The organism is Nostoc cycadae WK-1 (assembly GCF_002897135.1).
GTDB lineage: Bacteria > Cyanobacteriota > Cyanobacteriia > Cyanobacteriales > Nostocaceae > Nostoc_B.
On the sequence record NZ_DF978428.1, the window covers coordinates 314,317 to 334,120 of the forward strand.

General features: G+C 39.4%; 21 protein-coding genes and 3 pseudogenes. 11 read left to right on the top strand and 13 right to left on the bottom strand.

The features are described from left to right. The 3 genes and pseudogenes from NCWK1_RS13960 to NCWK1_RS13970 all read right to left on the bottom strand — a co-directional run. A pseudogene (locus NCWK1_RS13960) lies at positions 1–192 on the bottom strand (IS630 family transposase); the annotation flags it as partial. 173 nt (positions 193–365) lie between these two features. Then, positions 366–536, bottom strand: coding sequence for a photosystem II assembly protein Psb34 (gene psb34, locus NCWK1_RS13965; RefSeq protein WP_103125120.1), 171 nt, complete (start codon positions 534–536; stop codon positions 366–368). Positions 537–744: 208 nt separating this feature from the next. Beyond that, a complete protein-coding gene (locus NCWK1_RS13970; protein WP_096583051.1) occupies positions 745–1,983 on the bottom strand; it encodes a hypothetical protein in 1,239 nt (412 codons plus the stop codon). A 222-nt stretch (positions 1,984–2,205) separates the two neighbouring features. Here NCWK1_RS13970 and NCWK1_RS30410 point away from each other — a divergent pair, with 222 nt between their 5' ends. The 4 genes from NCWK1_RS30410 (at position 2,206) to NCWK1_RS13985 (ending at position 4,392) form a co-directional block, all read left to right on the top strand. Continuing rightward, entirely contained in the window at positions 2,206–2,331 is a 126-nt protein-coding gene (locus tag NCWK1_RS30410; protein WP_281259124.1) for a hypothetical protein, read from the top strand. Continuing rightward, entirely contained in the window at positions 2,332–2,808 is a 477-nt protein-coding gene (locus NCWK1_RS13975) for a hypothetical protein (RefSeq protein WP_187308148.1), read from the top strand. Positions 2,809–2,964: 156 nt separating this feature from the next. Continuing rightward, positions 2,965–3,744 carry a class I SAM-dependent methyltransferase gene (locus NCWK1_RS13980; protein ID WP_103125121.1) on the top strand — a complete coding sequence of 260 codons (780 nt, stop codon included), beginning with the start codon at positions 2,965–2,967 and terminating at the stop codon, positions 3,742–3,744. Between the two features lie 108 nt (positions 3,745–3,852). Beyond that, entirely contained in the window at positions 3,853–4,392 is a 540-nt protein-coding gene (locus NCWK1_RS13985) for a hypothetical protein (protein WP_103125122.1), read from the top strand. Between the two features lie 37 nt (positions 4,393–4,429). Here the strand turns inward: NCWK1_RS13985 and NCWK1_RS13990 are convergent, their stop codons facing one another. The 3 genes from NCWK1_RS13990 to NCWK1_RS14000 all read right to left on the bottom strand — a co-directional run bounded on the left by NCWK1_RS13990 (position 4,430) and on the right by NCWK1_RS14000 (position 7,846). Beyond that, the gene (locus NCWK1_RS13990) at positions 4,430–5,593 is read right to left on the bottom strand and encodes an extracellular solute-binding protein (RefSeq protein WP_103125123.1); all 1,164 of its coding nucleotides are present in this window, start codon (positions 5,591–5,593) and stop codon (positions 4,430–4,432) included. Between the two features lie 413 nt (positions 5,594–6,006). Next, the gene (locus NCWK1_RS13995; RefSeq protein WP_103125124.1) at positions 6,007–6,744 is read right to left on the bottom strand and encodes a dienelactone hydrolase family protein; all 738 of its coding nucleotides are present in this window, start codon (positions 6,742–6,744) and stop codon (positions 6,007–6,009) included. 634 nt (positions 6,745–7,378) lie between these two features. Then, entirely contained in the window at positions 7,379–7,846 is a 468-nt protein-coding gene (locus NCWK1_RS14000; RefSeq protein ID WP_096583039.1) for a hypothetical protein, read from the bottom strand. Positions 7,847–8,037: 191 nt separating this feature from the next. Here NCWK1_RS14000 and nifH point away from each other — a divergent pair, with 191 nt between their 5' ends. Next, entirely contained in the window at positions 8,038–8,928 is an 891-nt protein-coding gene (gene nifH, locus NCWK1_RS14005) for a nitrogenase iron protein (protein WP_096583037.1), read from the top strand. Between the two features lie 681 nt (positions 8,929–9,609). Here the strand turns inward: nifH and NCWK1_RS14015 are convergent. Next, positions 9,610–10,176 carry a Uma2 family endonuclease gene (locus tag NCWK1_RS14015; RefSeq protein WP_096583033.1) on the bottom strand — a complete coding sequence of 189 codons (567 nt, stop codon included), beginning with the start codon at positions 10,174–10,176 and terminating at the stop codon, positions 9,610–9,612. Positions 10,177–10,262: 86 nt separating this feature from the next. After that, entirely contained in the window at positions 10,263–11,852 is a 1,590-nt protein-coding gene (locus NCWK1_RS14020) for a B12-binding domain-containing radical SAM protein (protein ID WP_103125126.1), read from the bottom strand. Positions 11,853–12,040: 188 nt separating this feature from the next. On the opposite strand from NCWK1_RS14020, the gene NCWK1_RS14025 reads away from it, so the two are divergent. Beyond that, on the top strand, positions 12,041–12,649 hold the full coding sequence (locus NCWK1_RS14025; RefSeq protein ID WP_103125127.1) for a Uma2 family endonuclease: 609 nt from the start codon (positions 12,041–12,043) through the stop codon (positions 12,647–12,649). A gap of 87 nt (positions 12,650–12,736) precedes the next feature. On the opposite strand, the gene NCWK1_RS14030 is transcribed toward NCWK1_RS14025, so the two are convergent. The 4 genes from NCWK1_RS14030 to hemE form a co-directional block, all read right to left on the bottom strand. Continuing rightward, positions 12,737–13,192: a hypothetical protein gene (locus NCWK1_RS14030; protein WP_103125128.1), complete on the bottom strand. Its 456-nt coding sequence runs from the start codon at positions 13,190–13,192 to the stop codon at positions 12,737–12,739. Between the two features lie 183 nt (positions 13,193–13,375). Next, the gene (locus tag NCWK1_RS14035; RefSeq protein ID WP_103125129.1) at positions 13,376–14,332 is read right to left on the bottom strand and encodes an NAD-dependent epimerase/dehydratase family protein; all 957 of its coding nucleotides are present in this window, start codon (positions 14,330–14,332) and stop codon (positions 13,376–13,378) included. 55 nt (positions 14,333–14,387) lie between these two features. Then, on the bottom strand, positions 14,388–14,558 hold the full coding sequence (locus NCWK1_RS14040; RefSeq protein WP_146033990.1) for a type II toxin-antitoxin system HicB family antitoxin: 171 nt from the start codon (positions 14,556–14,558) through the stop codon (positions 14,388–14,390). Positions 14,559–14,634: 76 nt separating this feature from the next. After that, entirely contained in the window at positions 14,635–15,696 is a 1,062-nt protein-coding gene (gene hemE, locus NCWK1_RS14045; protein WP_096583019.1) for a uroporphyrinogen decarboxylase, read from the bottom strand. 116 nt (positions 15,697–15,812) lie between these two features. Between hemE and NCWK1_RS14050 the strand changes: the two genes are divergently transcribed. The 5 genes and pseudogenes from NCWK1_RS14050 to NCWK1_RS14070 all read left to right on the top strand — a co-directional run bounded on the left by NCWK1_RS14050 (position 15,813) and on the right by NCWK1_RS14070 (position 18,837). Further along, positions 15,813–16,556 (top strand): hypothetical protein, encoded by a 744-nt coding sequence (locus NCWK1_RS14050; RefSeq protein ID WP_096583017.1) that lies wholly within the window; start codon positions 15,813–15,815, stop codon positions 16,554–16,556. A 29-nt stretch (positions 16,557–16,585) separates the two neighbouring features. Continuing rightward, positions 16,586–16,813, top strand: a pseudogene (locus tag NCWK1_RS14055) (Uma2 family endonuclease); the annotation flags it as partial. A gap of 60 nt (positions 16,814–16,873) precedes the next feature. Further along, positions 16,874–17,752, top strand: coding sequence for an aspartoacylase (locus tag NCWK1_RS14060; RefSeq protein ID WP_103125131.1), 879 nt, complete (start codon positions 16,874–16,876; stop codon positions 17,750–17,752). Positions 17,753–17,767: 15 nt separating this feature from the next. Then, a complete protein-coding gene (locus NCWK1_RS14065; RefSeq protein WP_103125132.1) occupies positions 17,768–18,007 on the top strand; it encodes a hypothetical protein in 240 nt (79 codons plus the stop codon). A 69-nt stretch (positions 18,008–18,076) separates the two neighbouring features. Beyond that, a pseudogene (locus NCWK1_RS14070) lies at positions 18,077–18,837 on the top strand (IS1 family transposase). Between the two features lie 251 nt (positions 18,838–19,088). On the opposite strand, the gene NCWK1_RS14075 reads toward NCWK1_RS14070, so the two are convergent. Further along, positions 19,089–19,804, bottom strand: a 716-nt coding sequence (locus NCWK1_RS14075; RefSeq protein WP_222838787.1) for an HNH endonuclease signature motif containing protein, incomplete at its 5' end; no start/stop codon positions are given.

The following is a 19,804-nucleotide window of genomic DNA, read 5'->3' on the forward strand; positions in this document are numbered from 1 at the left end:
TAGCCATCTCTGCACTGTCACCCTTTCTCTGCCCACGACCACAGCTACATCCTGTACTGTTCTTACTTGCCCCATCTTCAGCAAATACAAAGCTTGAATTCGTTCACGGCTTGATGCTGTTTTCTGTTTTAAGAGCAGTTCATGCAATTCTTGGACTGATTCTTTTATTTCGACTTTGGTGACTCCAACCATTTTCACCCTTTCATATTTATTCCTAAATCATCTGTATCACACTTTTAGTGAATTGGTATAAGTATTCTTCTCATTTAAATCTTACCCAACAAAAAACCCCGGCGAAACTAACCGAGGTGAAGGGGAGAAGTACAAATGACGATGAGTGATACAAATACCGAAATCAGAAAATCTTAGCTAACTGCAAAAGCACACAAAACTAAAGCAGCCACAAACGTAGCTGCAATTGCGCCTTGTAAAACATAACGACGTTGTTCCCAAATTGCTGGGTACTCAGCGCAGTAAACCTGGGGTTCAGTGGGGTAGTTATTGAGAACGCCGTCTTCATTAATTGTGGTGTACATAGTTTTTTTCCTTAGCTGTTAACTTATGTAAACAAATATAACAACTTTGTAACGAACTGTCAATAAGACTTGACAAAATAAGGCTAAATAATTTAATCAAATCTACTTAGCCGCTGCTGTATAAGGGGTTGACACCGGAAGGCGATCGCATTCCCACAACATTAAATAGGGGTGCAAGACGTTGCACCCCCAGATATGAAACTGGTTTTTAATTAAACCAAGCGGCGAACTCAAAGAATTGTCCCCGGAAAACTTCTAACAACTGCAACCAAGTATTGGTATCGGTGACTCTCCCCAATTGCAGATAAGGAGCAGCACCAGTTCCCTGTACCCACAGCACTAAATCAAAGGTACTGGGCTGAGTAAAGACCTTGTTTAAATTAATACCTCTAACTTCGCGTTTTCGCCAAAATGGAACTAACTTTTTGCCTGTGAGTAAGGTATCAGCCTCATTTAAAAAGGTCAGCCAGCCATCAATCATTGGTTGAGTGACTACTGCATTAGGAATTACGCCCTTTTGTTGAGGGTTGGGTAGCCATTCCCGATCATTATCAGTTTCCGCTAAAATCAATTCCCAAGATTGACGACTTAAAGCTGTGACTGTTTGGAAATTTTGGAGAGCAGTCGTTAAACGTTCTGGTTCCGCAACAGGAAAATTGATCAGATGAATGAACGCAATCATATCGCTAATATCAAAATTACCCCAACCGAATGCGCCCGTACCATTAGCCAGAAATGGATAAGCAGTTTGTGGTTGAGCAAAAACTAAATGAGCCGTGGAATCAAACAATTTACTTTCGTCATAAGCCAAAACCACCTGAGCGATCGCCGACAGTAAGTTGCAATATCCCTTGAGCCAAATGACATCACCCGCATCAAAGGCGATCGCTAAACTTTGGGCAGCTTTTTCTGTAGCTGGTATTCCTGTTAATAAGCTGAAAGTTTTCCAAAAAGATTCATCTTCTTCTAACTTACCATCAGCATTGAAATCGAGCCGTGTTAAACCAAGTCGCAACGGTAGCTTGACTTGATTATCTTTGATGGGTTCGAGAGTATCTTTGACTTGAGTGAGATCATTGAGTAAATCTTGCAGAATCTTTCGTGCATCTTGATATGTGACTGGCTGCGGTGTCGGGTTTGTCGGTACAGGAAGACGTAAAATTGGGAAGAATTGAGTCAGAATATTTTGCTGCAAACCATAACGGTAAAGTGACTGCATTAACTTTTGAGTTGCACCCATCAATTGCACAACTCCCAATTTAAATCGCGTCTGATCATCATTAGCATTTTCCTGAAGCTTGGTAACAAAAGCTTCCTCTCCCTGTTGAAATTGAGCATTGATCAGATACTGCTCAATATCAGAAGGAGGCGTTGCCGATTTGACTAGCGGCGTGAATGAGAATAACAAACTAATAACCAGTAAAAAAGCACAAACAAAAACACGCATAAGATTTTATGGCTTGAATTCAAATCTTGGCGCTACTTTAACCTAAATAATCGGAAATTCTGCCAAATAATAGCTAAAAGTCTAATTTAAAGAGAATTATGAGAATACAATTTACTACTACAGAACGGCAGTTGAGGTATGGGTGTAGGGTTTTAGCTGTCTAGCCTAACCAGTCGCTACAGATTTAATGTATGCAGCTTGAGTCTATGTAGCGCATAGCGTGTGATTGCTAATCTTCAACATTTTTCTAGCCATTCACCAACTTTTACGGAAATTCACGCAATAATTTCCACAATTTATGAAATTATTGGTTACGATTGTCTGGATTTTACTGCTGGTGGGGTATGAATATCCGTGTGGTGTAAATATAGTTTTATTACTAGCGTTAGTTTAAGTCTCGCTTTATTAGTTACTGGTTGTGAAAATAAAACCGCCCAGTGTCAGCGGCTAATTCAAGTCGTGAATGAAGGAAATGCACTCATTGATCAAAATAAAGGCAAGCAGGCAATCACTAGCTTGCAACTATCTAAAGATTTAGAAGCCATTGATACATCTTTAGAAGAACTAAAATTAGCAGACCCCAAACTCAAAGAATATCAAAGCCGTTTTCAGAAGGTGTTTGATAACCTTAGTCAAGCCATTGCTAAAGCGGCTAAAGCTTTGTCTGCTGCTAAAACAGCCGAAGCTTCACCAACTGGTAGAGAAAAAATCAAAAAGGCCAGAACCGAAATTGATACATCCTTAACCGCGGCTGCTAAAAGCGCTGGTAAAGAATCAGATACTTTAATGAATGATCTAAATAAGTACTGTAGCCAGTCTGAGTAAAAGTTGAAAGGCTGAAATTTTAGTATTTCCTGAATTAATGTCTACCCTACATCAGTAGGGTATTTTGTTGCGTAGCGGTAATATGGCGCTTTTCAGGACTTAATTCCTATGTAAATATTAAGCATAAGCAGTCAACACTTGGGAATTTCACTAATTATGAATAATATTTCGTTATCCAAACACAATTGGAATGCGTTTCTTTATCAAGATAAACACGCTTTTGTGTGGCAATATGGCGAAGATTTGCTGCAATGGCTAAACCCCAACCCAGGAGAGTTAATTTTAGATTTGGGTTGTGGAACTGGTCAACTTTCAGCCAAAATTGCCGAGTCTGGTGCTGAGGTGATGGGAATTGATAGCGCCGCCACTATGATTGACAAGGCGAGACAAAATTACTCGCATTTACGTTTTGAAGTGGCTGATGCTCGCAACTTGCAAATAGATCAATCATTTGATGCCGTATTTTCTAATGCTACCTTGCATTGGATTAAAGAAGCAGAGGCCGCGATCGCATCCATATATCAAGCACTCAAACCAGGAGGCCGTTTTGTGGCTGAGTTTGGTGGTAAAGGCAACGTTCAGGCGATCGTGCAAGCATTGTACGTTGCTTTTGAACAAATTGGTCTACCCAATCCCCAAGCCTTAAACCCTTGGTATTTTCCTAGTATTAGCGAGTATACTACCTTACTTGAAAAACAAGGGTTTGAAGTTAATCAAGCTATTTTATTCTCTCGTCCCACGCCTTTAGCCGATGGGACACTAGGTATGAAAAATTGGCTGCAAATGTTTGGTAGTGCTTTTTTAGCTCCATTATCTGCCGAGGAACAAATAGAAGTTATACGTATAGTGGAAAATTATCTTCAGCCCATACTTTACCGAGATAATGCTTGGACAGCAGACTATCGACGAATTCGTATCTTGGCGATCAAAGTTTAGTTGATGCGGAACTTTAGCAAATCAAGACAGACATTAATTTTAGATAAATTAGGGATATATGTAGTAAATTTCACTACCTCTAATCCATGAATTAAACGGTGTTAGTTTATGTCTAGACAGAAACTGCTAAGGTATCAAAAATCGTTTTCACTACTCCTCGGTCTCAGCTTGAGTACAATTTATCTTTCGCCAATTTCTCCCTCGCTGGCAGAAAAATCCTCAGTGCTGCTACCTTCTGATGCACCTTTGGAGCTAGACTTATTAACCAAGCCCAACGGTACTGTAATTACAGCCAATACCATTAACCCACAAGGATTAACAACTCCGAGTTTATGGTTAGCTCAAGCTAATTCCGAAAATAAATTGTTGGATAATTGGATAGCTTATCCTGCTAATGCTACATCGCCTGGGCGAGTAGATGTGATTGTCAATCAGCAAGTTTGGAGCATCCTAGATTATTTAGAACGCTACAGTTTTGTGAATCGCTTAGGTAATGTTGCCAGAAAAGATGTTTATAATCTGCGGGTGTTTAATTATCAGCAGGAACTTTTGGGGAGTTATACTTGTAATTTCCAAATAAACCCAACATTATGCCGCATTCAGATAAATTCTTTAAATAGATTAGGATTGCAGCAATCTTCTGAGTGAAGGTTACAGGTTACAGAGGTAGGAGTATTTTGATTGATTAACTGGTTTTGATTTTGGTAAACAGAGATTCATACTGTTTGGCTGTTGATGTCGGTAAGGCCAGCAGGAATTCACTTTTAGAGAAAATTTGATGATTTGTCTGTAACAAACTACGTATTGGTTCTTGAATATCTGTAGCTGCAATATCTGGAAAAATGGGGGAATTGGTTTTAGTTTTGGCAGTAATTTGCTTGGCTATTTCTGGTTGCCAACAAAAATCAATCCATTTAGATGATATGTCGTTTTTGCTCGCTTTTGTGGGACGTACCCATAAATCTGCCCAGATGGCTGTTCCCGACTGAGGGATAACTACATTTAGTTGCGGATAACGTGACAGCAGTGGTAACACATCACTAGACCAACCAACGGCTAACCAAGTGTCGCCAGTAACTAAAGGTTCTAAATAAGTATTAGAACTGTAGAATTTTACTTGTTGGTTTAAGGTTTGTAGTTCTTTTTCGAGGTTGGGTACAGTGTCGAGGTTTTCGGTATTGTATGATTTGCCGAGTTTCTTTAACACTAACCCGATTACTTCTCTAGGATTATCTAGTAAAGAAATTTGCGATCGCAATCCATCCCGCCATAAATCACTCCAATCTTGTGGTTGCCATCCTAATTCTCGGAATTTATAGCGATCGTATACAATCACTGTACTACCCCAGCGATAAGGCGCAGCCCAAACGTTGCCTTGAGGATCTAAGTTACCTTGGTCATTGCGAGTTACTAGTTGTCGCCATCTTTCATCCAACTTCGACCAATATTGTAATTTTTGGACTTCTGCTGCTTCTAGCGGTTGAATTAATTTCTGTTCAATGGCGCTTTTTAGCCAATAATCTCCCAAACTTACCAAGTCAACTACAGTTGTTGTTTGCGAATTCATAAATGGAACCCAGCGAGTCCAAGCTTGCTGATTGTCTGGGGTTTTTGGCTGTTCTTGCCAACGCTGCAATTGCTGATATAAATTTTGTATTTGGTCAACTGGGGCAAATTTTAGCTGCGCCTTTGACTGCAAAGCTTGGCTAAATTTATCCACTACTTGACTAGGAATAGAACTTTTCAATAACTGAATGCTGAGTTTGGTTTGATTGTTATTACCACACCCAACTAGCAGTTGGGACAGTGCTAATCCACCTATACTGAGTAAAAATGATCGTCGATCCATTGATTTTGGATATATAAACTTAGATTTTAGACTATTGTCTTACATTGCTCTCAAAAAGGGAGGGAATAGGGAGTGGGGAGTAGGAATATTATCTCTGATGCCAACTTAAGTATTAACAAAAATTTTGTAGAGACATGAAACTTCTCTACATTTATTTATGGCGCTTTTCACTGGAGTAGAATACAAATCTGCGTCCATCTGCGGTTAATTATTTTTTCTTTTAACCCCACAGAGTTGAGAAATACTATAAATTTAGCCGTGTAATTCCTAAAATAAATGCCTCCTAGTCATGGAGGCAAAGCGTAAAGCATCCTAATATTTCTGGTGAAACAATAACATATACTTTGTGATATTCAATGAGGGTAATCACCCTTCACTAAAAAGGCGCACATTTGTGCGCTACTGGATTATTACTAGGGAAATATTCTGGCTAAGAAGGTGATGATTTCTGTCCAAGCAGAGGTAGTTGCAACAGCGTCGTAGCGATAACCATCATCGCGCATGAAGGTATGTTCAGCTTCATATAAGAATACTTGATGAGGTATATTAGCATCTGTAATTGCTTTAATTAATATATGGCGATCGCTTTCAGGAATGTGAGGATCAAGAGTACCGAGTATTAGCAGCAATTCGCCTGGAATTTCACTCACTCTATGAATAGTATCGGCGATTCCTTTACCGAGTTTGCCGCTGGGAATACCAGTCGGGTAGCAGCAGACAGCAGCTTTGATTTCATTTTGAAAGGCGGCGCGAAACGATAAATGTCCGCCAATGCAAAAGCCGAGAGTACCAATTTTATCGGGATTAACAGCAGCGTCAGTTTTGAGAAAATCAATTACAGCCCGACAATCTGCATCATACTCTGCGATCGCTGTGCGACGTGCATCATCATTACCGCGCATTCTTCCCAAATCATCCGGTTCAATGACAGCGCCAATGGGTTCAAGACGATGGAAAATTTCGGGTGCGGCGACAACATAGCCAAATCCTGCTAGGTAGTTAACCAAGCGAATCATTGGGCTACCTAATTGATAAATATCACTGTAAAACAAAATGCCTGGGTAAGTTCCTGCTGGTTTGGGAGAGGCGACATAAACCCGCATTAAGCTGTCATCGACTCTTAACTCGACATTGCGCTTAGTAATCTGCACTTGTTTGGCTCCCAGTCATAGTTGTTTTCATTAGCTTTTACAGCATTGAGTTGTGATATCGGGATAGTAGAGCGAATGCTGACCACGAAAATAAAGATACATTTAAAATTAGGTAAAAAGCTCATCTCGTAAAAATATGTAAATAACTTGTGTAGGCTCAGAAACCTGACTTCTAAAATAAGTTGGGGTTCTTGTTATTCATGTATGGTTAGTGATACTAGATAAGTTCAAATCAAACAAACAGGAAAAATTAAAATGTCAGGCAAAACTTTATAATCTCACCAATCTTGTGACAGCACTAATGTCTAAGTAAAATATTAATCAGCATCATTAACTAAAAGCAAAAATAATTCAAATTTCGATAAGTAAATTAGTCAAACGGTGTTAAGCTGACTATAGGAATCAAAAAAAGCAAGAACGCAAAAGACTTCAAGAAAAATATTGAGGTAAACTCAATAGAGTCCTTTTGCTCTGGTAAATCCACTTCAATATCGTGACGCTTTTTGCTAACGGTAGAAATCAGCCAGATAAATAGGATACTCACCTTCATACAATCTTGAAGTCAGTGATAACTTGCTTAGATAATTACTAGTAAAAATTGGCTATAAAAGCTAGTATTATCAGCCAGGAATAATTACTCTAGGAGTCTGGGAAGAAAGACTCTTAGTACATCTGGCACTTTAAAAGAAATCAGAAAGGTTACTGAAAATAATGCAAGCCTAATAAACTCTATCTTTGTCATAAAGATTGATTTTACTGCATTAATTACTAGCAGATTGAGTAATTTTTCAGGAATATTTGCAGCAATACCAGCATCTGCGTTCGTCCTTGACGTTGCTGCTGGCATCGCTTGATATCTCAAGATATCATTTGCGGCGATCGCGATGAAAAGTTTTGAGCAGTTGTGGCACATCCAAAAACAGGAAAGTTGTAAGTAATAGCCATTCAGAGTGTAGTGCAATTTTGGTTGGTTGGGTTTATTAAAACCTGGGGAAATGTCAATTGCCACTGTCACCACTCTTAAGGCTTGAGCAACCGATGGGGATTGAATTACACCAACCTGTAATGTGTATGTCTCGCTTTTCTCAACTTTGCTTTTCATGAGATGGAATTTCTGCACACACCCGATAGCAACCAGGCTACAAATACCAATTTCATCTCTTGAGATTTATCTGAATTTGCATTTAGCAATACTTGCAATATTCCTGAAAGACACATTCTCAGGTATGCAACCTTTAACCACTATTGACTCTTCAACTTTGCAATCACAATCATCACAGGAAAACACCAACCATGGCTATTGACAAAAAAATCAGACAAATCGCTTTCTACGGTAAAGGCGGTATTGGTAAATCTACCACTTCTCAAAACACCTTGGCAGCTATGGCTGAAATGGGTCAACGCATTCTTATCGTAGGTTGCGACCCTAAAGCTGACTCCACCCGTTTGATGCTTCACTCTAAAGCACAAACTACAGTATTACACTTGGCTGCTGAACGTGGTGCAGTAGAAGACTTAGAACTAGAAGAAGTAATGCTCACAGGCTTCCGTGGTGTGAAGTGCGTAGAGTCTGGTGGCCCAGAACCCGGTGTAGGTTGCGCTGGTCGTGGTATTATCACCGCTATTAACTTCTTAGAAGAAAACGGTGCTTACCAAGACGTTGACTTCGTATCTTATGACGTATTAGGCGACGTTGTGTGTGGTGGTTTCGCAATGCCTATCCGCGAAAACAAAGCACAAGAAATTTACATCGTAACATCAGGTGAAATGATGGCGATGTACGCTGCAAACAACATCGCTCGTGGTATTTTGAAATATGCACACACAGGCGGTGTGCGTTTGGGTGGTTTGATTTGTAACAGCCGTAACGTTGACAGAGAAATCGAATTGATCGAAACTCTGGCAAAACGTTTGAACACCCAAATGATTCACTACGTACCCCGTGACAATATTGTTCAACACGCTGAGTTGCGCCGGATGACAGTTAACGAGTACGCACCCGACAGCAACCAAGGTAACGAATACCGCATCTTGGCTAACAAAATCATCAACAACGAAAATCTCAAGATTCCTACCCCAATTGAAATGGAAGAATTGGAAGAATTGTTGATTGAGTTCGGTATTCTCGAAAGCGAAGAAAATGCTGCCAAAATGATTGCTACACCAGCTGAAAGCAGCAAGTAATTTTGATGTAGTCATCAATAATTTCTGAGCAACCAGAACCTCGGTTTTGTCAAAGCCGGGGTTCTGGCATTTTTAATTTTGACTATTGTGCAATCATTCCAGTAAATTGTATGGTCAATTGAGTTCGGAAAGAGACATTTGAGGTTTTGAACTCCAAGTTCCGAGTTCTGATACCGTTTCACTTTAAGTTTGATACAAATAGACCGCAGGGGGAAAGAATGAAAAACCCATAAATTTGTATCATTTTTTTCGTGAAATGCTATGAGGCTGAATGTTGAGCCTTTTTGCTTGAATATTGAGGTTCAAAGGGTAAATGTTGAGCCTTTGAGGGTGAAGTTTCAGCCTTTTTGCTTGAATGGTGAGGTTCAGAAGGTGAATGTTGAGCCTTTGAGGGTGAAGTTTCAGCCTTTTTGCTTGAATGTTGAGGTTCAAAGGGGGAATGTTGAGCCTTTGAGGTGGAAGTGTCAGCCTTTTTGCTTGAATGTTGAGGTTCAAAGGGGGAATGTTGAGCCTTTGAGGTGGAAGTGTCAGGAAAAAACCGAAAAGCTTGTGAGTTGACTGTGAAAAAGTTATTCAGAGCGATTAATGCTGCGGATATTTGTTAGCTGCGATGACAACAGGGTTATTGTTAAGTATGCCAGTTAACGAATTTGTACCTGCAAGATTACCAGGTGGCGATCGCTAACTAAAACAAACTTTAACAGCACAACTAAATCCCGGCAAAAGTGGGCTAGTTAAATTATCTTCTTTATATAAAGTCGCTGCTAATTTTAAAACACCATTTTCTCGACGGTAAATTTCTACTGTTTCTTTTTCGCGGTCAAAAATCCAGTATTCTTGTACCCCTTGAACTGAGTATAGTTTTAGTTTTAACTGCTTATCTCGTTTCTTCTGGACTTCACCAGGAGAAAGCACTTCAATTACTAACTCTGGCGCACCTGTTAAATGTCCCGCTTCATCTAATATTTCTGATAACCGTTCATTACTTACCCAAACTACATCAGGAATTACATTATCATCGTCAGTAAAAATAATTCCTGGTGCAAAAGCAACTTGTCCTAAACCAGTTTGATTTGACCAAATTTCTAATTGCGTGCCAATTTTGACACAAACATTTTGATGTTTCCAATGAGGCGCTCTGGTCACAAATAACTCTCCATCAATTATCTCATAACGCTTGCCGTCGTCAGGAAATAACTCTAAGTCGGCAGTTGTCCAACGGACTTTTTCAGATGCAGTGGAAGACATACAATTTTGGATTTTAGATTTCAGATTTTGGATTTAGGGAGTGCATTTTCATCTTTATTTACCACTCCCTACTCCCTATCTTAAATTTAACTCGCGATCGCCTCTGTTTTTTCCGCCACTACTGGGATGTATGGTTTTTCAGCACCTTGCGCCAAATATGCAGCTAGTTGGTTTTCAATTTCATCACGAACAATTTGGCGATACTCTAAGAAATGTTCGTTATGGGCGCAAACAGCAATGTAGTGGTCAACAACAGCAGGGTTGCGCTTGAGAAGACTGAACAAATGATGCCAGAATTTCCAGCGAGTTTCCCGCTTAATTCCTTGTCGCCAAATTACAATCAACAATGCTTTAATTACTACCCACTCTGGCATTCTGAATGGTGCTTTCCATTTTGGTGTACCCATCATTAAAAAGCAGCGATAAGTCCGATCTAAATATTGTACTGGGTCGTATAAAGCACAAAAAGCCTCAACGTATTCTCTGGCAAGTTCTTCTAAAGGACGGGTGGGGATGAAGTTCATCAACGTAGTTTGGTTGATGTTACTTTCGGTATTTTCCCGCAGTCTGCCTTCTTTTTTCAGGCGATGCCACAGGGCGGTGTTGGGTAGTGCTTGTAACATGGCGAAGGTGGTTGAGGGAATCCCTGCTTGTTCAGCAAAACGGACGATGCGATCGCCTGCGCCAGCTTTTTCGCCATCAAACCCGATAATAAACCCAGCCATTGGGCGCAATCCCGCTTTGATGATGGTTTGTACTGCATCTGTCAAAGAGTTACGGGTATTTTGAAACTTCTTGGTTAATTGCAAGCTATCTTCATCTGGTGTTTCAATTCCCAAAAATACTGCCGAGAAACCAGACTCAACCATCAATTCTAATAATTCTTCGTCTTGTGCTAAGTCAACTGAAGCTTCGGTGTCAAATTTAAAGGGATATTGATGTTCCTCCATCCAAACTTTTAACTCTTTCAGCAACAATTTCACATTCCGTTTGTTACCGATAAAGTTGTCATCTACCATGAACACGCCCCGCCGCCAACCCAACTCATAGAGATAATCTAACTCTGCTAACAATTGTGCTGGAGTTTTGGTGCGTGGTTTGCGGCCGTAAAGTACAATAATGTCGCAAAATTCGCACTGGAAGGGACAACCACGCGAAAACTGCACCGACATCATGTCATAAGCATCTAATTCTAATAAATCAAAGCGGGGTACTGGTGTGCTGGTGACATCAGGTTTTTCAGCAGTGCGGAAAGTCCCAGATTTTTCTCCCCGTTGAATTGCTTCCACAAACATTGGTAAGGTGATTTCGCCTTCATCCAAAATCAGGAAGTCTGCACCAACATTCTGCACAGCAGAAGGCGTGGAAGTTGGATAAGGTCCACCAACTGCGACTAACTTACCACGGCGTTTTGCTTCTTGAATTTGCTCCAGTAAGTCTTGCTTTTGGACAATCATCGCTGAGAAAATAACAATATCTGCCCATTCCCATTCTGCTTCTGTTACTGGGCGAATGTTGCGATCAACCAGCTTAAATTCCCATTCTTGTGGAAGAATTGCGGCTACAGTCACTAAACCCAAAGGTGGTAGTAAAACCTTGCGATCAACTAAATCCAGAATCTTTTCATAAGACCAAAAGGTTTTAGGAAATATTGGATAAACTAATAAAACTCTCATGTAGTAGCAATCCTCACACTCTAATTGTTATCCCACTCTAACGAAAATAATTACTTATTGACTTTTTACTATTATTGGCTTTAGCTTACCGTTAATGGTTTTGCCTGTGCAATTATTAACTAAAAATATTTGGTGTTTTACTTTAAAAATAAGATGACTCTCGATTCCTGATAATATACGAGGTCAAGATGGTACAGATACCTGCCAACCCAGAAACCCTATTGATTGAGTTGCCTAAAGCGATCGCATTATATGTCACCCAGGAACAGTTTACCGCATTAGCCGCCGCTAACCGAGACTTGAGACTGGAAAGAACTGCACAAGGAGAGTTAATAGTGAATCCGCCAACAGGTTGGGAAACTGGCAGACGTAATTGGAGTATTGCGGGAGAATTGTATTTATGGTGGCGGAATGCGGGTGAACCGGGTCAAGCCTTTGACTCCTCAACTGGCTTTATTTTACCTAATAGTGCGATTCGTTCTCCCGATGCTTCTTGGGTAAGTCAAGAACGTTGGCAAGCACTGACTCCAGAACAAAAAGCAACTTTTGCTAATATTTGCCCGGATTTTGTAGTTGAATTACGCTCTAGTTCAGATACTATCAAAACGTTGCAAGAGAAAATGAGGGAATATATAGATAATGGCGCGAAACTCGGCTGGTTAATCGATCCGCAGCAGCGACGGGTAGAAATTTATCGCCCAAGTTCGGCGGTGGAAGTGTTGGAGAATCCTGCTGAGTTGTCGGGTGAAGTTGTGTTACTGGGTTTTGTGTTGGATTTGGGTCGGGTGTGGGGTTGAAAGTGTAGGATGATTTACCTCACGCAGAGACGCAGAGGCGCAGAGAAAATAAGGAGTTTAAGATTGCAATAACACTCGCATAACATATCATTTTGTAGAACTACTTGAGTCATGAAAGTAAACTTGATGAGTTTTAGAGGGACAACTTAACAAACCATTTTTATATTGTGGTGGAGACAAATCTTTTCTAGATACATAAGCCAATTGATTTTCTTTGCAGAGAATACTTATTGTTTTTAGTTGCTTACTACCAGGAATAGGAACTGCGAAAACAGCACCAACATACAAATTAAGTCTAAAGCCCCACTGACCTTTACAGGCATCTTGAAAGGCATAGTAATAAACACTATCAACAACATTCTTGTTGGTGTCTCCTGGTGCGCTATAGTAGCCATAACAAGTTGTGGGTTCTCCAAAAACCCAATCTGTAAGTGACGGTTCTTTGCCAACTTTATTAGTTATAAGAGAAAGTATTTTCTCTTTAGGAAAGTTAGTTTCTTGTTCTTGTAAAATTATTTTTAAATTTTCTTCTGCCTGCAACATCAACCTTTCTCTCTTCTCCGCTATAGCCTTGTTCCCACCATCTATGGTTTGACATCCAGCAAGCAGGCTAATGCTAAAACTGAATAATATCAAAAACAAATTCCCAAATTTATGGTGTCTGCAACATAATATGCTGAAACATTGTAAGTTAATAAAATTTTGTAACATACAAAACTTAGGAATTTATTTTTTCCTCGGCACACCGCTAATTTTCAACACATCACTCATGGTTGCACAATAATTTGGCAAGCCAAAACTAGCAGGATTGATGGCATTTTCATAAGCGAAATGGCGATAATTCATGCAAAATCTATCCCAAGCTGCCATTTGAATACGGAACACGGCAATAATCAAATTAGCTAATGATATAGATAGAGGAATACGAAAATAGATTTTTTTGCCTAGATAAGCGCAGGTTTCTTCTATTGCTTGGTTGGCGGTGAGTCTTTCTTGACCTAAAACTAACCTGCGTTGTTGCTTGGTTTGGGGTGGATTTTCAATTAAATATTGTACGACTGTCGCAATATCTTTTCCGTGGATAAAGTGGAAACTGCCGTCTGCTTGTAAAAAGCGAATTAAATTAATATATTTTGTGACTTCGTGAATGCCAGATGTGAGGTGTGAATAAGGTTTGTTGGCATCACCGCCTAAGACTAAGGTGGGAAAGACTGTGGTAATTTTAGGTGCGATCGCTAGTTTTTCTTTTTCATGCAAGCATTGGTATTTAGAACCGATATAATCTGTCCCAATCTCACCTGCTTCTTTCAAAGGTTGATTTTTGTTATTTAACACACTAGCAGTTGAAAAATAAATTACCTGTTCGCAGCGTTCTGGGTTTAATAAACTTAGTAATTCTAGTGTTTTGTTGACATTAATATCGTAAGTATTTTCTCCACCCCAGGCTGTTGCTGTTAACACTGCTACATCAATAGTTAATAACAAATCCGCAAAACGTTTAATGTCTTGCATATCGCCTTGCAAGACTGTGACACCAGGACGGAATTGCGTATTAACTTGTAGTTTATTAGGGTTTCTAACTAGTAAAAATAGCTCGTGATTTGTATTTTGAATTAATATTTCTGAAATGTAATGACCGATGCAGCCACTTGCACCTGTAATTAAAATTCTTTTCTGAATCATAATAAGTTTTTTAACTTAAGATTTAAAAATAAGATGAAATGTTCCGCGCTAGAGTTTAGCGTGCTAAATTTTCATCTTCTAGCAGCATCTCAATTACTTCACGCAGATTTTCGTTTAACTCATCTAATGTTTCACTTTGAGAATGCGCTCCAGGAAAACCAGGAACATACCCAACATATAGATTTGTGTCGGGATCACGTTCGATTATCGCTGTAAAAGTTTTCATAAAAATAGATATTTCAGCAATGCAATTATTATGTCTTTGTGGTTCAAAAATTGTTACCACAAAGACACAAAGTTAATTAACTCACCAGTGCTGCTGTACTAAGTTGCTTGGCTGTTTCAAAGAAGAAAGCAACATTTTCTTCTGGGGTATCTGGTAGGACACCATGACCGAGGTTAAGGATATGACCCCAGTTACCAGCTTTGCGAACGGTATCATAAATGCGATCGCGGATGAACTCTTTGGAACCGTAGAGTACACCAGGATCAAGATTACCTTGCACTTTTACGTGTTTGCCTAATCTGGCGCGAGCATCCGCCATGTCTACTGTCCAATCGACGCTGACAATATCAGCACCAGATTGAGCCATTCTTTCCAACACGCCTGCACTACCGCTAACTAAAAGAATTAATGGTGTGTCGGGGTGGGTTTGCTTGACTTGCTCGAATACGCGTTGCTGATAGGGACGGGCAAAGGTATCGTAATCTTGAGGGCTTAATTGTCCCGCCCAAGAATCGAACATTTGCACTACTTGTGCGCCGCAGTCAATTTGGTAACGGGCGTAAACAGCGATCGCATCTGCCAATTTTGTTAGCAGTTGGTGTAAAATTGCCGGGTCTGAGAAGGCCAAGTTTTTGATGATGGAATAGGTTTTAGAACCTTTTCCTTCCACTGCGTAAGCAGCTAACGTCCACGGCGCACCGACAAAGCCTAATACTGTTGATTTGTCGCCCACTTCTTGGCGTAATGCCTGCAAGATGGGTTTAATAAACGGTAGAGCCGCCTCTGGTTCTAAATCATGCAGGCTATCGATTTGTGCTTGAGTGCGAATGGGCGAATGAATGATTGGCCCTTTACCTTCCGCAATGTCCATATCAATGCCCAAACCAGGCAATGGAGTTACAATGTCGGAAAATAAAATCACTCCGTCCGGCTGGAAGGCTCTCCAAGGTTGTAGGGATACTTCAATCGCTACTTCAGGAATTTCGGAGCGATCGCGAAATGAAGGATACTTTTCCCTTAAGTCTCGGTACGCCTTCATATATCGTCCCGCTTGTCGCATCATCCATACTGGGGGACGATCTACTATTTCACCACGAGCAGCCCGCAGGAGATGAGGGGCCGTTGACGAAACACCCATTTAACACTTCATCCTAAGTCACTTTGTTATGTCACTGTTTAGCTTATCATTCTGGGATTACGCTTTTTCAGAAGGCTTGCTTGAAAAGCCCAAGTCTTAGCTTTACTTAACTTAATATGCAACCTAATTCTAATAATCCAAATCCTTCTAATGTTGCAGCTACTAATAGCAATTCTCCATCAGTAAAATTTTTCATACCCCGCACCCAACGGCGCAAGTTTTTTTTATTGTTTACTGGTATGACAGTTTTAGGTTGGGTAGTAGGTGGTGTAGCTAGTTTGGCGATCGAAAGAATTCTCACGCAAAGTCTAGCTGCGGCTGGGTCTGTACAATTGCAAACATGGAGTTATTGGATAAGATTACTCAGTAATATTGTGTTTGCCTTAGTTTTTGCTGGCGACCAAGCTTTAGTCATACGACGCTATCTCTCTGGTTGGCGCTGGATGATTGCTACTACTATAGGTTGGCTAACTGCTGACTGTGTTGCGACAGCTTGGATTAATTATATTTCCTCCATAGCCAGTTCCCTGAATGAAACGTTATCTTCTGAGTTAGTTATTATCTTTGGATTCTTATCAACAATTGCTTATATTTTTTCAGGTATTTGGTTGGGATTGATTCAATGGTTAGTAGTGCGGCGTTATACCATCAAAGCTTGGTGGTGGAGTTTTGTTCCTTCTGTTGCTTTCTTATTGATTAGTTTGTTGGTTTGGTTACTATCTTTTGTACAGAATTTTATTCCCGAAGCGATATTGTACGGCAGCCAACAAGGATTTACAGCAATTATCCTAGGAGTAGTCCCAGCTATTGGTTTTTGTAGTCTAAAAAGACGTTTACCAAGACAAACCCAGGCAAGTTAAGCAGAGAATTTTTAGTAGAAAATACACCTATGTTTCACTACAATTCGTCATCATGTTTACCTTCATCAGCAGAATTACCTGACTCTGACGTTACCCCCGTTGATAATGAATTACAAATATTAATTCCTAGCTTACTATTATCAATTTTAACCAGCATTTGGCAAAGCTGTGAAGACTGTTTTTTTGGTATAAATATGGGGATTTATTATGCAGCTAGTACAATTGCGATCGTACCCGATGGATTTCTAAGTTTAGGTTTCAAGAACTCTTAGCTAAATCACAACAAAAAGGCATCGACCCCAACAATTTATAAAACTATGGGAAACATCAATTCAGTGGTCATTGCTACTGGTACACATGGCAATGAATTTACAGGAATATATCTAGGTAAAAAGTTTGAACAGTTTCCGAAACTGATTCAACGGCCTAGTTTTGATACTCGCGTTTTATTGAGTAATCCCAAGGCGTTTGCAGCAGCTAGACGCTATATTGACAAAGACTTAAATCGTTGCTTTGCATCAGAAGATATCAAAAATCCCCAACTTGCAAGTTATGAAGATATCTTGGCAAAAAATATCTATTATTTACTAGCAGAAGAAAGCAAACATCAGCAACAAGTAATTATTGATTTGCATAGTTCAACTGCAAATATGCAGTTAACTATAATTTTGGGCAGTAAACATCCATTTATCTTACAATTAGCTGCCCATTTAAATGCAATTAATCCTGATGTGAGAATTTGTTATTCTCAACCGACAAGAGATTCTAACTTTTTGTGTTCAATATCTGAATTGGGTTTTGCAATTGAAGTTGGTCCTGTAGCACAGGGAGTTTTAAATGCTGAGTTATTTCAAAAAACTGAAGCTTTAATTTATCAAGTTTTAGACTATATCGAAAGTTATAATCATGGTATAGACCAACCGCAAACTAGTACACTTACATATTATCAATATGCAGGAGTGATTGATTATCCGCGAAACGAATATGGAGAAATTCAAGGAATGATTTACCCACAACTTCAGTTTCGAGATTATGAACCACTTAACCCTGGTGAACCAATATTTTTAACCTTTGATGGAACTGCGATCGCCTATCAAGGCACATCCACAGTTTATCCTATTTTTATTAACGAAGCTGCATATTATGAAAAGGGAATCGCAATGTGTTTAACCCAAAAGAAAACCTTAGAAATATAGTTTTAAGAGTCAGATATGGAACGCGAAGTTAAATCTGCTGATGGAACCGCCTGGAAATGTGTGCAAGTATTTTCAGGACTTTCTGATAACGCAGAAAATCAAGATGCAGCGCAAGTTAAAGGCGAACCTGATACATATTGGGTTGTTTGTACACCCAATAGTGGCTCACAGTCAGTTAGGTTAAAGTTACAAGGTGAATGGTATTCTAACTACTCTGATGAAGAATTATTAGACGAAATCCAAGCGCAGCAGTAGTTTAATAACGTACATTCAATAGCAAAAAACGGCGTTGCATAATAGAGGGATGAATTGAGGGCATCTACTGTGCAATGTCCATACTGCGGATCTACGAAAATTCGTAAGAACGGAAAGCGAAGAGGTAAACAAAATCACATTTGCGTATCATGCGACGTGCGTTCCGCCCCGCTTCGCTAACGCCAATTTATTGATTTGTACGCTCCACCAAAAGGATATTCTGAGGAATTGAAACAAGAATGCTTAAAAATGTACCTTAACGGTATGGGTTTTCGCGGGATTGAACGAGTGAAAGGAGTGCATCATACTACTATTATTTATTGGGTCAAACAATTGGGAGAGAAACTTCCGGACGTACCGAAAGAAGATGTAATTCCAGAAGTTGGAGAACTTGATGAATTAGAGACATTTGTTGGTTCAAAAAGCGAAAAGTTGCGTGCGGGGGTTCCCCCCGTTGAGCAAACTTTTCAAGACAAAACAAAATTTGGTTATGGACAGCAGTAAATCACTTTACTCAAGGTATTTTAGCCTGGGTTTTGGGAGACCATAGTGCCGAAACTTTTGAGCCATTGTGGAAAATTGCAAAACAATGGAAAAGCTATTTTTATGTGACAGATGGTTGGAAAGTTTACCCAAGCTTTATTCCAGATGGAGACCAAATTGTGAGTAAAACATATATGACACGAGTTGAAAATGAAAACACCAGGCTTAGACATTATTTGGCACGTCTTCACCGAAAAACTTTATGCTATTCCAAGACAGAAGAAATGCTGAGATACTCGGTTAAATTATTACTTCATTATTTGAAGTATCAAACTGTACCTACATAAATCTATTCATCCCTTCATTCAGCAACGCCCAAAAAACAACTGTCGTTGAATAAAGCAGTAATTGCTGCACCAACAATTACACCTCTTTAGGAATTTCCAGCTTTAGAGTCAATGCGAACAATTGAGATTTGAGCATCTGGGTGACGAGCTTAAAGGCGATCGCCAGTAGCTATTTCACTTGCGTCCACTTCAAAATCTCCAGTTTCAATATCAATCGCCACAATCTTGTCGTAATTGCTTGCTACTAAAATTCAAAGATTTTCTCTTTTTTTCTTACTATTATACTTTGACTGAAGTTGCTGATCTATGTTATCAATGAATTCTCTAATAAGTGTGAGATTGCTTTTGACATTTTCATCGTTAGCAACTATCACCTTACCTGTTTTTGTCTTTCCATTTCTATGAACGATATCGTGGCGTAGCATAATAGCTTTTTGTAGAAGCTCCATATCTTCTGGAAAATCGATATCTAAAACACACTTGTACATATTCTTAACCACAAAAACGTTATGGTAGATTATCTCAAGCAGATAATTAGTTACTTCTTTTTTAAGGTTTTCCTGCCACTTGAATAAATCAGACAGCTTGTATTTTTTTTCACAGAAATATGGCGTGGACTCCACAAACTTTTTCATCAAATCGTTATTGTGGGTTACAGTATTAATAAAAGCATCAGAGAGGTATGTTTCCATTGCCGTAATTGTATTTGCAAAAAGCAATTTATTAAGAGTTGTCTTTATAGATGAATTAGCATCTATTTCTAGAAGTTTCTCAATATTTCCAAGGTTTTCTAAAAAAGTGTTGTAGAATTTAGAGTTTCTAGATATAGAATCTGCAAGATAGTTAGATAAATCTTTTGCTCCAACTAAATAATTGTGTGTTGGACAAACAGTAATTAAGTTATCAAGTGTTGCTTCGCCTCCTAAAACCTTTGGTTTTATAGGAATCATATTTGATTTTTGAAAAA

What these genes read in the sequence shown, in the direction of transcription:
- NCWK1_RS14060 (WP_103125131.1), top strand. Translation starts at nt 16,874, where the DNA reads ATGGGAAACATCAATTCAGTGGTCATTGCTACTGGTACACATGGCAAT.
- NCWK1_RS14025 (WP_103125127.1), top strand. Translation starts at nt 12,041, where the DNA reads ATGGTACAGATACCTGCCAACCCAGAAACCCTATTGATTGAGTTGCCT.
- NCWK1_RS13985 (WP_103125122.1), top strand. Translation starts at nt 3,853, where the DNA reads ATGTCTAGACAGAAACTGCTAAGGTATCAAAAATCGTTTTCACTACTC.
- NCWK1_RS14050 (WP_096583017.1), top strand. Translation starts at nt 15,813, where the DNA reads ATGCAACCTAATTCTAATAATCCAAATCCTTCTAATGTTGCAGCTACT.
- NCWK1_RS14020 (WP_103125126.1), bottom strand. Translation starts at nt 11,852, where the DNA reads ATGAGAGTTTTATTAGTTTATCCAATATTTCCTAAAACCTTTTGGTCT.
- NCWK1_RS14035 (WP_103125129.1), bottom strand. Translation starts at nt 14,332, where the DNA reads ATGATTCAGAAAAGAATTTTAATTACAGGTGCAAGTGGCTGCATCGGT.
- NCWK1_RS13970 (WP_096583051.1), bottom strand. Translation starts at nt 1,983, where the DNA reads ATGCGTGTTTTTGTTTGTGCTTTTTTACTGGTTATTAGTTTGTTATTC.
- NCWK1_RS13990 (WP_103125123.1), bottom strand. Translation starts at nt 5,593, where the DNA reads ATGGATCGACGATCATTTTTACTCAGTATAGGTGGATTAGCACTGTCC.
- NCWK1_RS13980 (WP_103125121.1), top strand. Translation starts at nt 2,965, where the DNA reads ATGAATAATATTTCGTTATCCAAACACAATTGGAATGCGTTTCTTTAT.
- NCWK1_RS14040 (WP_146033990.1), bottom strand. Translation starts at nt 14,558, where the DNA reads ATGAAAACTTTTACAGCGATAATCGAACGTGATCCCGACACAAATCTA.
- NCWK1_RS14030 (WP_103125128.1), bottom strand. Translation starts at nt 13,192, where the DNA reads ATGTTGCAGGCAGAAGAAAATTTAAAAATAATTTTACAAGAACAAGAA.
- hemE (WP_096583019.1), bottom strand. Translation starts at nt 15,696, where the DNA reads ATGGGTGTTTCGTCAACGGCCCCTCATCTCCTGCGGGCTGCTCGTGGT.
- nifH (WP_096583037.1), top strand. Translation starts at nt 8,038, where the DNA reads ATGGCTATTGACAAAAAAATCAGACAAATCGCTTTCTACGGTAAAGGC.
- NCWK1_RS14000 (WP_096583039.1), bottom strand. Translation starts at nt 7,846, where the DNA reads ATGAAAAGCAAAGTTGAGAAAAGCGAGACATACACATTACAGGTTGGT.
- NCWK1_RS14065 (WP_103125132.1), top strand. Translation starts at nt 17,768, where the DNA reads ATGGAACGCGAAGTTAAATCTGCTGATGGAACCGCCTGGAAATGTGTG.
- psb34 (WP_103125120.1), bottom strand. Translation starts at nt 536, where the DNA reads ATGTACACCACAATTAATGAAGACGGCGTTCTCAATAACTACCCCACT.
- NCWK1_RS14015 (WP_096583033.1), bottom strand. Translation starts at nt 10,176, where the DNA reads ATGTCTTCCACTGCATCTGAAAAAGTCCGTTGGACAACTGCCGACTTA.